18 protein-coding genes are annotated in these 14176 nt (G+C 35.4%); 13 read left to right on the forward strand and 5 right to left on the reverse strand.

What is annotated here, in order from left to right; translation table 11 throughout:
• The first annotated feature begins 308 nt into the window (after positions 1-308).
• The 5 genes from codB (at position 309) to GWJ01_RS15390 (ending at position 4657) form a co-directional block, all read left to right on the forward strand.
• On the forward strand, positions 309-1559 hold the full coding sequence (gene codB, locus GWJ01_RS15370; RefSeq protein ID WP_109393892.1) for a cytosine permease: 1251 nt from the start codon (positions 309-311) through the stop codon (positions 1557-1559).
• Entirely contained in the window at positions 1549-2826 is a 1278-nt protein-coding gene (locus GWJ01_RS15375) for a cytosine deaminase (RefSeq protein WP_109393891.1), read from the forward strand. Before codB ends, GWJ01_RS15375 begins: the two co-directional genes overlap by 11 nt.
• A gap of 320 nt (positions 2827-3146) precedes the next feature.
• Positions 3147-3899 carry a DUF3944 domain-containing protein gene (locus GWJ01_RS15380; RefSeq protein WP_109394038.1) on the forward strand — a complete coding sequence of 251 codons (753 nt, stop codon included), beginning with the start codon at positions 3147-3149 and terminating at the stop codon, positions 3897-3899.
• A 192-nt stretch (positions 3900-4091) separates the two neighbouring features.
• Positions 4092-4310 carry a hypothetical protein gene (locus GWJ01_RS15385; protein WP_036912865.1) on the forward strand — a complete coding sequence of 73 codons (219 nt, stop codon included), beginning with the start codon at positions 4092-4094 and terminating at the stop codon, positions 4308-4310.
• Positions 4311-4312: 2 nt separating this feature from the next.
• Complete coding sequence (locus tag GWJ01_RS15390) at positions 4313-4657, forward strand: low molecular weight protein tyrosine phosphatase family protein (protein ID WP_109393890.1); 345 nt, start codon at positions 4313-4315, stop codon at positions 4655-4657.
• 103 nt (positions 4658-4760) lie between these two features.
• On the opposite strand, the gene GWJ01_RS15395 is transcribed toward GWJ01_RS15390, so the two are convergent.
• The 4 genes from GWJ01_RS15395 to GWJ01_RS15410 all read right to left on the reverse strand — a co-directional run bounded on the left by GWJ01_RS15395 (position 4761) and on the right by GWJ01_RS15410 (position 7852).
• Complete coding sequence (locus tag GWJ01_RS15395) at positions 4761-5225, reverse strand: HIT family protein (protein ID WP_109393889.1); 465 nt, start codon at positions 5223-5225, stop codon at positions 4761-4763.
• 110 nt (positions 5226-5335) lie between these two features.
• Positions 5336-6313, reverse strand: a complete 978-nt coding sequence (gene hemB, locus GWJ01_RS15400) for a porphobilinogen synthase (RefSeq protein ID WP_072064069.1) — start codon at positions 6311-6313, stop codon at positions 5336-5338.
• A 242-nt stretch (positions 6314-6555) separates the two neighbouring features.
• Positions 6556-6918, reverse strand: a complete 363-nt coding sequence (locus GWJ01_RS15405; RefSeq protein WP_109393888.1) for a hypothetical protein — start codon at positions 6916-6918, stop codon at positions 6556-6558.
• A gap of 712 nt (positions 6919-7630) precedes the next feature.
• Positions 7631-7852, reverse strand: coding sequence for a DUF2594 family protein (locus GWJ01_RS15410; protein WP_006536484.1), 222 nt, complete (start codon positions 7850-7852; stop codon positions 7631-7633).
• Positions 7853-8130: 278 nt separating this feature from the next.
• Between GWJ01_RS15410 and GWJ01_RS15415 the strand changes: the two genes are divergently transcribed.
• From GWJ01_RS15415 to GWJ01_RS15445, 7 genes are all read left to right on the forward strand, one after another.
• A complete protein-coding gene (locus GWJ01_RS15415) occupies positions 8131-9015 on the forward strand; it encodes an NAD(P)H-hydrate dehydratase (protein WP_109393887.1) in 885 nt (294 codons plus the stop codon).
• Positions 9016-9156: 141 nt separating this feature from the next.
• Entirely contained in the window at positions 9157-9585 is a 429-nt protein-coding gene (locus GWJ01_RS15420) for a universal stress protein (protein WP_036912874.1), read from the forward strand.
• 118 nt (positions 9586-9703) lie between these two features.
• Entirely contained in the window at positions 9704-10042 is a 339-nt protein-coding gene (locus tag GWJ01_RS15425; protein ID WP_075674296.1) for a hypothetical protein, read from the forward strand.
• A 66-nt stretch (positions 10043-10108) separates the two neighbouring features.
• Positions 10109-10546, forward strand: a complete 438-nt coding sequence (locus GWJ01_RS15430) for a universal stress protein (protein ID WP_098942597.1) — start codon at positions 10109-10111, stop codon at positions 10544-10546.
• Positions 10547-10755: 209 nt separating this feature from the next.
• A complete protein-coding gene (locus tag GWJ01_RS15435) occupies positions 10756-11169 on the forward strand; it encodes a hypothetical protein (protein ID WP_109401775.1) in 414 nt (137 codons plus the stop codon).
• Positions 11170-11472: 303 nt separating this feature from the next.
• Positions 11473-12276 carry a threonine/serine ThrE exporter family protein gene (locus GWJ01_RS15440; RefSeq protein ID WP_109393883.1) on the forward strand — a complete coding sequence of 268 codons (804 nt, stop codon included), beginning with the start codon at positions 11473-11475 and terminating at the stop codon, positions 12274-12276.
• Positions 12267-12740, forward strand: coding sequence for a threonine/serine exporter (locus GWJ01_RS15445; protein ID WP_109394037.1), 474 nt, complete (start codon positions 12267-12269; stop codon positions 12738-12740). Before GWJ01_RS15440 ends, GWJ01_RS15445 begins: the two co-directional genes overlap by 10 nt.
• A 4-nt stretch (positions 12741-12744) precedes the next feature.
• On the opposite strand, the gene GWJ01_RS15450 is transcribed toward GWJ01_RS15445, so the two are convergent.
• Positions 12745-12927: a hypothetical protein gene (locus GWJ01_RS15450; RefSeq protein WP_036912881.1), complete on the reverse strand. Its 183-nt coding sequence runs from the start codon at positions 12925-12927 to the stop codon at positions 12745-12747.
• 253 nt (positions 12928-13180) lie between these two features.
• On the opposite strand from GWJ01_RS15450, the gene GWJ01_RS15455 reads away from it, so the two are divergent.
• Positions 13181-14164, forward strand: coding sequence for an endonuclease (locus GWJ01_RS15455; RefSeq protein ID WP_109401776.1), 984 nt, complete (start codon positions 13181-13183; stop codon positions 14162-14164).
• The last annotated feature ends 12 nt before the right edge of the window (positions 14165-14176 follow it).

Raw genomic sequence — 14176 nt, forward strand, 5'->3', positions numbered from 1 at the left:
CTCTTTGTTGATATTGAATTTATATAAAAATACTTTATATAAAGTCTAAATATTCAGGAAAAAATATGATTAATTTTTATCATAAATATTTCTAAATAAAATTACTTTATAAAAGAAATTCAAAGTAACGAGATAAATTCAAGTAAAACAACGGTTTTACTGTCATTTTTGTGATAAATGTCAACTCTCCATAACTGAAGCATCCCATTAATTATCGTAAACAGACAACGAAAACGTTTGCATAATATTTTTATGCAGATAGAATTCGTCAGATTTTTTTGGCCTGGTGAAATTAATAGGGGGTTAAAGTGTCTCAGGATAACAATTATAGTCAGGGCCCAGTGCCCATATCCGCAAGAAAGGGTGGATTGGCGTTAACCTTTGTGATGTTGGGATTAACGTTTTTTTCAGCCAGTATGTGGACTGGCGGCGCTCTTGGTACTGGTCTTTCCTTTAATGATTTCTTCCTCGCAGTTCTAATTGGTAATCTTCTTCTTGGTATCTACACCGCATTTCTTGGTTTTATTGGTTCAAAAACAGGTCTTACTACTCATCTCCTCGCGCGTTACTCTTTCGGTATTAAAGGTTCTTGGCTTCCCTCATTTTTACTCGGTGGTACTCAGGTTGGTTGGTTTGGTGTGGGTGTGGCAATGTTTGCCATCCCGGTAGGAAAAGCTACTGGTATTGATATTAATCTCCTTATCGCCGTTTCCGGCATTTTAATGACCATCACAGTATTCTTCGGTATTTCCGCTCTCACTGTTCTCTCTATCATTGCTGTTCCTGCTATCGCAATCCTTGGAAGTTACTCTGTTTACCTTGCTATACATGATATGGGGGGGCTTTCAACGCTAATGGCCGTTAAACCTGCTCAACCATTAGATTTTAATTTAGCGCTGGCGATGGTTGTTGGATCCTTTATTAGTGCAGGTACGCTGACGGCTGATTTCGTACGCTTTGGACGAAACCCTAAAGTTGCAGTGATTGTCGCAATTGTTGCCTTCTTCTTAGGAAATACCTTGATGTTTGTCTTTGGTGCTGCAGGTGCTGCTTCACTAGGAATGGCAGATATCTCGGATGTGATGATTGCGCAAGGATTATTACTTCCTGCTATCGTGGTGCTGGGGTTAAATATCTGGACAACGAATGACAACGCGTTATATGCATCAGGATTAGGTTTTGCCAATATTACTGGTTTATCAAGTAAGAAACTTTCAGTCATAAACGGTATCATCGGTACGCTGTGTGCTTTATGGCTATATAATAACTTTGTAGGTTGGCTTACCTTTTTATCTGCAGCAATTCCACCAGTAGGAGGTGTTATTATTGCAGATTATCTGATGAATAAAGCACGCTATAACACCTTTAATATTGCTACAATGCAATCGGTTAACTGGGTAGCGCTACTTGCTGTTGCAATAGGTATTGTTGCAGGGCACTGGTTACCGGGTATTGTGCCTGTTAATGCTGTGCTAGGGGGAGCAATAAGCTACGCTGTGTTAAATCCAATATTAAATCGTCGTACAGCTCGACAAGCGGAGATAAGTCATGCTGGGTAAGAATATCGAACAAATTAATCATGCTCGTCTAGTTGGAAAAGAAGGTTTGTGGCGCATTACGCTTAAAAACAACAAAATTGAAGTGATAGAGCCACAACCTGAACATAATTTTCATCCTGAAGCATTAGATGCGCAAGGTGGTTTAGTTCACGCTCCTTTTGTTGAACCTCATATTCATTTAGATACAACACAAACAGCAGGACAACCGAATTGGAATCAATCGGGGACATTATTTGAAGGTATTGAGCGTTGGGCTGAAAGAAAAGCACTGTTAACTCATGATGATGTTAAACAACGTGCATGGCAAACGCTACAATGGCAAATTGCTAATGGTATTCAACATGTTAGAACCCATGTGGATGTTTCAGATGCTTCACTAACAGCATTAAAAGCAATGCTGGAAGTGAAAGAAGAAATTAAACCTTGGGTTGATTTACAAATTGTTGCTTTTCCACAAGAAGGTATTTTGTCTTACCCTAATGGTGAAGCATTATTAGAAGAAGCATTAAAATTAGGTGCTGATGTTGTAGGTGCTATTCCACACTTTGAATTTACGCGTGAATATGGTGTTGAATCACTGCATAAAACCTTTGCATTAGCACAAAAATATGATCGTTTAATTGATGTTCATTGTGATGAAATTGATGATGAACAGTCTCGCTTTGTTGAAACTGTTGCCGCTTTAGCACATAAAGAGAATATGGGTTCACGAGTGACAGCCAGTCATACAACTGCAATGCATTCTTATAATGGCGCTTATACTTCACGTTTATTCCGACTATTAAGAATGTCTGGAATTAACTTTGTGGCAAATCCTTTAGTTAATATTCACTTGCAAGGTCGTTTTGATACCTATCCAAAACGTCGTGGTATTACTCGCGTAAAAGAGATGCTAGAAAGTAATATTAATGTCTGTTTTGGTCATGATGATGTTTTTGATCCTTGGTATCCATTAGGCACAGCAAATATGCTCCAAGTTTTACATATGGGATTGCATGTTTGCCAATTAATGGGCTATGGTCAAATTGATAACGGATTACAGTTAATTAGCCACAACAGCGCAAAAACACTCGCTTTAACGGATTATGGTGTTGAGGTAGGCAATAGTGCAAACTTTATTATTCTGCCAGCGGATAATGGATTTGATGCTTTACGTCGTCAAGTACCTGTGCGTTATTCTATTCGCCAAGGTAAAGTCATTGCACAAACAGAGCCAGCAAAAACAGAAATTATGTTAGATAAGCCAATGTGGATTAATTATAAATAATAACCAAATAATTGTAGCAAAAGTCATCTTTATTTAGGATGACTTTTTTATATAAGTAAATTAATGAATTGAATAATAAATAGGCATCTAATGCTTAATTATTTTATGTTTTTTTTATTTGTATTACTTAACTTAAAAATAGATATTTACCTTATGGTTGTGAAATGCAATCCCCAAACACAAATAAATATATTTAAATTATTATTATCTCATATTTGGTGTTTTATATAAAACAAGAAGATATTTAATCTGTTTAATTTCCTATAAAATCCAATTAAATAATCTTATTTATAAAACATAATAAAAGGAGATAGATGTTTATGGCATATCGTTATGATGAAGATCTAGTTTTTCTCTCAGAATGTTCAAATGAAGAATTGAATGATCTTGTTTATTTATTAACACATGATAAAGATGGCGAAAAACGTTGGACAGAAGAGTTAACAAATAATTCTAATTATAAAGCATTTTATCCTAATCATAGTTTATATTGGGAAGAAATCGCCGCTGAAATACAATGTTTTGGCGGTAATACTTTCGCCACCATGTTTAGAGGGGGAAAAGGTGTTTTATATCGAGAAGTATTAATTGATGTCTGTGATAAATTAAAAGTTAATTATAATAAAAATTCTACTATTGAAATTATTGAAAATAATCTTTTGATGAAAATAGTAACAGATGCACTAGGTTCTATGACACCAGAACAAATTAAACAACTAGGTGGAGAATTAGGTGTAAAAAATACATCTGGCCTAACAGCACAAACACTAACAGCTGGTTTTCAGGCAATATTTAGAGCTGGTGGATTTAAGTCGTATCAGTTAACGGCGATTATCGTAAACCAAATAATGAAAGCCTTAATTGGTAGAGGATTAAGTTTTGCTGCGAATGGCACATTAATGAGAACAATGTCAATCTTAGCTGGGCCTGTTGGTTGGGCTATTACAGGAATATGGACGGCAATTGATATTGGTAGTACTGCTTATCGCGTAACAATTCCTGCCGTAATTCAAGTCGCATTTTTAAGAACACAATCTTCTGCTAAATTAGCGAATGAGATTAGTTTTGATTAAGAAATAATGAGTTTTTCAGTTAGAACAACAAATCTATAATACTCTTTGTTTGCTTATTAAAATATTTATTGAATGAAAATGAATCATTGCTGTATTTATCATTGCAGATTTACCTAATTCAACTAAAATAAGACACTGTTAGACCCTCTCCGTATTACTGCGGCTGCTATCCCTTTAATCTGAGAGGTTTTTATGTCTACACAAAGAGATCGTGGTTGGCGTCAATGTGTTAACCGCAAAAATAAACATCAAGAAATGGGTTGTTCACGAGTGATGTTTAAACCAGAAAAAAAATGGTCTAATTTATATACTCGATCACTTAAAATGACCAGAGCTGCACAATTAGGAATTGAATACCCAAGAATTTCTCGTAGTCAGCGCCGATTAAATGCGTTATCTGATAGTGAGTAATGATGAATATCTTATTTATTTGCAGTAAAAATCAATGGCGAAGCCCAACCGCAGAACTGTTGTTTGCAGATAGAGAAGGCATTAATACACTTTCGGCGGGTACGCGCAAAGATGCGCAATGTGTGGTTGATAACGAATTACTTAAATGGGCTGATTTAGTGCTTGTCATGGAATCTAAACATTTAAATCGATTATCTGCACATTTTCCTGCAACTATGCGCTATAAAAAAGCGCATGTATTGGGAATACCTGATAATTATCGTTTTAACGATCCGGCATTAATTGAACTCCTTGAACAGAAAGTTCAGCCTTATTTACCAATGGAAGCAAAGCTTTCAACTAAATAATGTTTTTAATCTTGATAAAAAAACGCTCAGCTTAAAATAAGACTGGGCGTTTTTTATATCTAAAATTTTTATGCAGGTATAAAAAGAGTAGGTTGGGCTTTTACTATTGGTTATTTTTTCTGATCAGTGCCGCAAGTTGTGCAAGCTCTTCATCACTTGCTCGTTCAAAATCGTGAGATGAAAGATAACCCGGATATTTATCAAAGAAAATCTTCTGCTTATTTTCAATAGGTGCCCATTTTGTCATATCACCAGTGCCATGCATTGGGCTAAGTTTACTATGAACATGATCAACACCAAATCCTTCAAAAAACATTCCTGAACGTGAAACATCAGGAAATGTTTTATCTAAGATTTTTGCCACTTTTTTCGTCGCAATCACTAACAACGCTAAGGCTTCATCACTGAGATCAAAGGCATAACTTGGATAGTGTTTTTTAGGAATAACAACCGTAAAGCCTTTGGTATTCGGAAATATAGAAAGAAAAGCAAGGTGGTGTTCGTCTTCCCAAATTTTATGGCAAGGTGCTTTTCCAGCAACGATTTGACAGAAAATACAGTTATCCATATTAACCTCATAATTAAGTACTCATTATACTTCAAGTTGCAGCGTTGTTAGCTGAGCATTATTGCAATTGCCATTTAGCTGCATCTTGAATTATTCAGAGTATAAGATGGTTAAAGTAGGTTTCTTTCAGCTAAATCCAGTGCGAAGTAAGATAGAATTAAATCTGCACCAGCGCGTTTAATTGAACCTAAAGTCTCCATTACTACACGATCTTCATCGATTGCACCGGCTAATGCTGCAAATTTAATTTGAGCATATTCACCGCTGATTTGATAAGCCGCTAAAGGTAATAAAGTACGTTCACGTACATCGCGAATAATATCTAAATAAGCACCAGCAGGTTTAACCATCAGCATATCAGCGCCTTCTTGCTCATCAATTAATGATTCGCGGATCGCTTCACGGCGGTTCATTGGATTCATTTGATACGTCTTACGATCACCAATTAAGCGAGAGCCTGCTGCATCACGGAAAGGACCATATAAGGCTGAAGCAAATTTAGTCGAATAAGAAACAATACCAGTATCGCTAAATCCTGCTTTATCAAGTGCTGCACGAATAGCGGCGACTTGGCCGTCCATTGCAGCAGATGGTGCGATAAAATCTGCGCCAGCTTGTGCCGCAGCAACAGCTTGAAGACCTAAATTATAGATAGTTTCATCATTATCAACATGTTCGCCATGTAAAACACCACAGTGACCATGTGATGTGTATTCACAAAAACAGGTATCAGACATGACAATCATTTCTGGTACTGCATCTTTACAAATACGAGACATGCGAGAAACTAAGCCATCACTTTTCCAAGCATCACTCCCTGTTTCATCAAGATGATGCGATACCCCAAAAGTCATGACAGTTTTAATGCCTGCTTTTGCAATACGTTCAATTTCATAAGCAAGACGCTTTTCAGGAATACGAACGACACCTGGCATACTTTTAATAGGTTGGTAATCATCAAGCCCTTCTTCTACGAATATAGGTAGAGCGAGATCATTTTTAGTTAAGGTTGTTTCTTGAAAGAGCGCGCGCAGGTTTTCGGACTGGCGTAGTCTTCTTAAACGCTGGATGGATTGTTCGTTGCTCACAATATCTCCTTTTTATGGCCAGTACTAACAAGTATTTACCGAGGTATTATAAACCTTAATATCGATAGATAGATACTCTATAATTGATACTCGTCATACTTCCGCACCTTGAATTATTTAGGGTATAGAGAAAGAGAAAAAAGCAAAAAGGAAAAGAATAAGTGATGGAGAGGGGAAATAAAAAAGAGCAGGATAATTTCTACTCTTTAAATTGATTGCTACTCTCATTACTAATGAGATAGTTATTTTTTCTGCTCTTCTAACGCTGAGACCAATTGAATTTTACAAGCGGCAACAATTTGAGTTAGGCCTTCTTGGAATTCTGCTCGAGAACCAATTTCAGCTTTTGCGTCACGTAAAGAGTTAACAACTTCGATAGTACCTTCAGTAAATTGCGCTTCAGTTGCTTCTAATTTTGCAAAATCAAATTTCTTTGCATTTAAAGAGGCTACTGCATCTTTAGCAATTTTCTCTGCTGGCTCTTTTGTGTCATAAGCTTTAATTGAGATATCTTTAAAAGTATCGCAGTAATCATCAGCCATTTTTGTTGGGTTAGCAAAAGCAACAGCAGGTAATAATAGCAGAGATAAGAGAAGTGGTTTCATTTTAGCCTCATGTTTATTTTTTAGTACGTACTTATTGAGTGTAACATATAAACAGGAGTGACGATAAATCAGAATAAGTGTAAAAATATAAATAGTTAATATTTTTAATTCAATGGGTTTTAACCAGTATTGTTATAATTGTGTTTAGGGACAATAAGCTAGCATTTTTTGACTGAATAAAAGTTCACAATTTACAACAACGGAAACAACTCAAAATATAATAATATTAGGATTTATCTTTATTTACATTTCATAAGGTGGTTTTTTATTTGTGTTAAAAATAACAAAAAATCCGTTTTAAATATAAAAATAAGAATAAAAAAGAGTTAAGTAACTATCTGTTAACATTAAGATAATTTTAATATATTGTATTTAGTAGGTTGATTTGTAATCGTGTTAGTTATGACAAGAAAACTTTTAATACTGCGATTTAATTTAAATAACATTAAAAACATTAAACAAAAAGAGGTTTTGATATAAATCCTTAGATAAAATTATCGAAAATAATTCAAATAGGAAAATCGAGGATGGGTAAAAGAGAAAAAAATCCCCTCTACAAGGATAGAGGGGTAGCTAAATGAATAAAGAATGGTTTATTTCGAGATTGAGTATATAGGAAGTTTGAAACTAAAATTTGTTTATTTGTGCAGCACAAAAAGTTTAGAAAATAGGATAAAAATATGTGTAAGTACTTAACTCGAAAATAAACATATTATTGGCGATAAGCTGTCTTAATTTGGCTAATTGTATTACGGAATGTCTCTGCTTGTTTTTCGTCATCAACTTCTGCAATAGCACGTTCAATATTTAAAATAACACGTCCAGCATCTGCTTGACCTAATGCTTTTAACATATAGGTGACTAGTGTTTTTAAGCAAGCCACTTCTTCTGCTAATGTTTCCACATCTGCTTGTGTTTTAAACTTCTCGTTCATTATCTACGTTCCTTTGTCTTTAATTTATAAATCATATCAGGCTAGGTCATTAGAATAGCAAAGTCTCAGCAAGGTATGAATAGTGATAATGAAAGCATTTTATCATATTGAAATTGTTAGCATGATAAAGAGACAAAATAGTTAGTGATCCCATTTATTTGTTAAAACCACGCTATACTTTGAACATTATGTTTTGAACGTTAATACAAACAGATGTGGTACAGCAACCATTGCCAGCAATAAGAAAAAATGCAGAAAAAGGAGGGAAGGGAAATAATATGAATGAAGAACAACTATTACACGCGATCACTCATTATCCCGCACTTTATCAGCGCAAGTCAGGGAATACACATAAAGGAACATTTGGCACATTAGGCATTGTAGGTAGTGCAGAAGGAATGAGTGGCGCGATTGTATTAGCCGGTAAAAGTGCATTAAAAGCAGGGTGCGGAAAGGTATTTCTTGGTTTTGCTCAGCCACAACTTCCTGTTCCTTTTATTGATAGTGCGCCAGAGCTTATGCTCAAAACAGCACTGACATTGATGAATCAACAAGATATTTCTGCTTGGGCGGTTGGATGTGGATTAGGATTATCTGCAAATTCTGAAGAGATCTTATCAATAGCTTTGGCACAACGTAATGAAAATATACCCTATGTTTTTGATGCAGATGCATTAGTGTTAATGGCTAAATTAAAATCAGAATTCTCACTTAATCAGCATTGTGTATTAACACCACACCCTAAAGAAGCCTCTATTTTGCTTAATTGCACACTAAATGATATTCAAAATAATAGAGAAGAAGCGGCAAAAGAGATTGCAAAGCTTTATCATTGTTGGGCAATAATCAAGGGGCAAAATACTGTAGTGACATCCCCGAAAGGGGAAATCACAATTAATAAAACCGGTAATAGTGGATTATCAACCGCAGGGAGTGGTGATGTGCTAACGGGTGTTATGGGCAGTTTTTTGGCACAAGGAATGACAATGTCTGATGCTGTAAAAAGTGCGGTTTGGATACATGGAATGGCGGCGGATATCTTAGTTGAAAAAGGTATTGGGCCAATAGGATTAACTGCATCAGAATTGATTGATACTATCCGAAATATTCGTAATCAAATATGGACGTTAGCACAGCAACATAATGCAAACTATTTTGAATGATCACTTTTATTTTTAGCTTAACGTATTAATAATTAAAGTAGGTTTATATTAAGATTAGATTGTTTTTAGTTAATTCACTCACAGTAATCTTTGGGTTATTGCGATAGGATTAAGGCAAATGGAGAGTTGAGAGGAGTTATTATGTATAAAACGATTTTAGTGCCTATTGATATTGTAGAAGAAGAGTTAACCAGTAAAGCGGTACGACATGCAGTGTATTTAGCAAAAGAAACGGGAGCTAATTTACATTTAATTCATGTTCTTCCTATCTCTTCAGCAATCATTAATGCTTATTCATTGGGTTATCCAGAAATTAAAGATAAAGCGACAGTGAAGGCAGAGAATGATATGCAAATGTTGGTAGATTCGGTGGATTTGCCTGCTGAAAAGGTCGCTTATACGGTTACTTTTGGCTCACCGCGTGATGAAATTTTAGTTACAGCAAAAGATATTCAAGCTGATTTAATTGTGATTGGTTCACGTAGACCTAATATCAGCACTCATTTATTAGGCTCAACCGCTGCGGGTGTTGTTCGCTATGCTGAAATTTCAGTATTAGTGGTTCGTTAATATATTACTAATATGCTATGAGCATCTCTCATAGCATATTTTTTAGTTTTTTTGTGTAGCTTATCTTATTTATTCAATAAGCCATTTATTGAATAAACACTCTATAGAGTGAATAAGAATGGAAAAATTTACCCAAGAACTTTTAAGGCTCGATCATTTTATTCTACGCATCTTACGCTATTATGTAATAGGCTCTATTTTCTTTTTTTTAGGATTATTACCCGGCGTATTAGGATTTTATTTAATTGAAGGACATAGTTTTATGGAATCTTCATTAAATGCAATCTCTATGTTAAGTGGTCAACCGGTAGAGCCGGCACCTGCAACCCCAACAGGGCGCTTTTTTATTGCAATTTATGGTTTATTTCTTCAGTGTGTTTTTATTTTATCAATTGGGCTTGTAGTGACACCTTTTATTCATCGACAATTGCATAAATGGCATCTAGAGGAAGATTAAATAAGCAAGCTGTGGGATTAACGCTACAATAATAAACAGACAATAATCTGATAATGAGGAGTTGCTATGTACAAGACAATTCTAGTACCTGTTGATATTTCAGAAGATGAGTTAACGACTAAAGCCTTACAACATGCTGTTTATATTGCCAAATTAGAAGGCGCAAAACTACATCTTTTCCATGCCATTCCTGATATTTCACGTTTCTCTATTAGTTATAGCTATCATTATGACATGCTCAGCTCTTTTGCAAATAAAGCACTTGAGCGTGTACAAGAACAACTGCAAGAATTAGCTGATGGCATTGATTTGCCAAATGAACAAGTCGAATTTTCAGCCGTATTTGGTTCTGCAAGAGATAAAGTTTTAGAACTCGCTGAAAAAATTCATGCAGATTTAATTGTAATAGGTTCTCGTCGTCCTAGTATTTCAACCCATCTATTGGGTTCAAATGCATCAGGTATTGTTGCTTATGCTAAGCAATCTGTTTTAGTTGTTCGCTAAAATTTTTATAGAAGTTAGAAAATAGTATGCAACCCCTAGATCTCGATTTAGGGGTTTTTTATTTTTAAATTTAAGCATTGCCATTTTAAATTGTAGGTGAATGTGATTGCTTATTAATGCGGTTTTATTTTAAATACTCGGATCTTTATTGATTGAGAATGATAGTCATTCTAAAGTGTAACGATTGTTATTAATTAGAGATGAGTATTATGTTGAATAATAAAACTTTTACCGTTATGGGTGTTGAGCAATTTCCTGTTATTACGATGAAAATATTTCCAGAAACACTGGAAGATGCCAATGATTGGACTGCTGAAATGGATATTGTATTAAACGAAAAAAGAAAATTTGTTCTGGTTTACCCTTCCATCAATAAAAAGGATAAAGAGCATAAAAAAGAAGATATGGAAGGGATGAAGGCGGTTAGACGTTGGCTTAAAGAGGGGAAAAAGCTTCTTAGTGAATATTGTGTAGGTATGATAATGACTGCCGATCCACAAAAAAATGATAAAGAGCAACTGGTACAACTCTCTTCTGTTATTTCTGCTGTTTATGGTGTTCCTGTATTTGTTGCAGAAACTCTGGGAGAGTCTTATATTCAAGCTAATGAATTGGTGAAGTAATTAAACCTTACTAATTTTCTTAATTAAATTAGTTTATAAAGCACTTATTTGAGTGCTTTTTTATTAAAACAGTGATTGCTATTTGATGATGTAAGTTAAAAATAAGGAACGGATATTTAATCACTGTAGTGTAACTTTCTATAACAATATTTATGACTATCCACCTATAACATTGATCTGCCTACAGCCTTAAATATTTTATTTGTTCATAATAGTATTGAAAGATAATAGAGCGAGAAACGAGCTATGCTGATAAACTTTATATTAGCAATGGCTCGTTTTTGATTAAAACTAAGGCATAGTATGGATAATGAGATAATGGCGGATTGTACTGCCATTTCACAAGATAAACAGCGTGAAATTACCAAGTTATGTATTCAAACTGCGTTGTTGTTATTGCAGCATGGTGCAGAAAGTATGCTGGTTGAACAGCTTTCAACCCGCCTAGGTTTAGCTTTAGGTGTACATCAAGTCGAAAGTGCAATTTCTGCTAATGCAGTGGTATTAACCACCATTGTTAATGGGCATTGCCAAACTTCAACACGTAAGATTGTCGATCGCGGTATTAATATGCATGTTGTCACTGAAGTGCAGCATATTGTTATTTTGGTCGAACATCACCTTGCAGATATTCATGAAGCAAGAAAACGCTTTGAGCATATAAAACCGTTACGTTATCCTCGTTGGGCGATTATTTTTATGGTTGCCTTATCTTGTGGCTGTTTCTCTAAATTAAATGGTGGTAATTGGGATGGCTTTTTAGTTTCTGCCATTGGTGGTGGTCTTGGTATGTTTGTTCGCCAAGCATTAACACATCGCCAAATGAACCCATTAATTAATTTCTGTATTACTGCATTTGTGGCAACTTCAGTCTCTGGTCTATTATTAAAGCTCTCTTATTTTCAAACCACGGCGACTATTTCAATGGCAGCCAGCGTTTTATTACTTGTTCCCGGGTTTCCTTTAATTAATGCTGTTGCTGATATGTTTAAAGGGCACGTTAATACAGGCTTAGCGCGTTGGGCAATGGCAACAATGTTAACTTTAGCCACCTGTTTAGGCGTTATTTTAGCTATGGCAGTATGGGAGTTAAGAGATTGGGCATAATAACGATACTTCTCACCCTAATTGAAGATATGATCTTAGCTGCTATTCCCGCAGTAGGTTTTGCGATGGTATTTAATGTACCTTTAAGGGCATTAAAATATTGCGCACTATTAGGAGCAATAGGGCACGGCTCTCGTACTGTTTTAGTAATGAGCGGGATGAACATAGAATGGGCAAGTTTTTGTGCTGCCATTTTAGTGGGTTGCATTGGTATTCAATGGTCACGTTGGTGGCTTGCACACCCTAAAGTTTTTACTGTTGCCGCGGTTATTCCGATGTTCCCAGGAATAAATGCATATATAGCGATGATCTCAGTGGTGAAGTTAACACAAATTGGTTATAGCGCAGAAATTTTTGAAGCTTTAGTTACTAATTTCCTTAAAGCTTCATTTATTGTCGGTGCGCTCTCTATCGGGCTATCCTTGCCGGGATTATGGTTATATCGCAAGCGTCCGAGTGTATAATGACTTACATCGCGTGTTGTAATGAATTTAATGTAATATCCAGTTCATTTTTGTCAGAAATAATAATCTGAATTCGTAATTTATTCTCAGACTCTAAACTAGCATGCGCTTTAACATCTTCGTTATTCGCATGTTTTTTTGTTATCTCGACTAATTCGTCCATCAAATTCAGCATATTCTCATTCATTTTTAAATTTCTCCAAATCATTGATGGACTAAACCATAGCAAATCCCTTTTACGTTAATGTCGAGAATAACGGCTTTTTCTATCACCATTCACGCTTATTGTTTTATTTTTTATACAAAAAATAGCAAGAAAGATTGCCCAAAATAAATAAAAAAAAGGTAAGATTAGGCTAAATAAAAATAAGATTATCAGTTGGTTATTAAAAATAATTCTTATTGGGTTTAATAAAACAAAGAGTAAGGCAGATACCACTTTGAGAAAAATATTACACTATACCGCGGTTGTGTTGGGTTTGTTTTTTATTACGCTAAAAGTGCAAGCACAAGCCCCCGAAAATTTTACAAAAGCGAAAGAGGTAGCAAAAGAACGTATTTATTATGATCAAAATCAAAAATCACAAGGCACTATTTATTGTGGTTGTGATTGGGAATGGGTAGGTAAATCTGGTGGACGTGTTAATTTAGCCAGTTGTGGTTATAAAATCAGAACCCAACAAACAAGAGCAGAACGTATTGAGTGGGAGCATATTGTTCCCGCATGGGTTTTTGGTCATCAACGCCAATGTTGGCAAAATGGAGGCAGAACTAATTGTGTGAAAAACGATCCTGTATTTGGCAAAATTGAAGCTGATTTACACAATTTAGCGCCATCTATTGGTGAAGTTAATGGGGATCGTAGCAATTTTAGTTTTGGACAATTACCAGCACAAGCACCTTATCAATATGGTCAATGCCGTAGCCGTGTTGACTTCGCGTCACGTACTTTTGAACCTCGCAATGAAGTTAAGGGGCAAGTAGCAAGGGTTTATTTCTACTTACATGATCGCTATAACCTCTCTATGTCACGCCAACAACAACAGTTATTAATGGCTTGGGATAATGCTTATCCACCAACAGCTTGGGAAAAAGAGCGTGATAACCGTATTGCTCGTATTGTTGGATATCATAATCCGTTTGTGACGGGTGAAGTGAAGTGGCAATTAGGACATAAAAATAGCGGTGCCGGATTATCTGCAACAAATAGTGCACCAGCCACTAAAGCTAAAACTGAAACGCCTAAACAAGTAAATACATCACAATCTGAAGATATTAAAGGTAATGTTAATAGCAAGATCTACCATTTTGCACATTGTTCTGGTTATAAAACAATGTCAGATAAAAATGCGGTTTTGTTTAAAACAGAGAGTGAGGCTATTAAGGCAGGTTACCGTTTAGCTAATAACTGTAAACAGCCTTAATCGTAATTATTT

This window comes from Proteus sp. G2618 (genome assembly GCF_009915995.1).
GTDB classification, from domain to species: domain Bacteria; phylum Pseudomonadota; class Gammaproteobacteria; order Enterobacterales; family Enterobacteriaceae; genus Proteus; species Proteus terrae.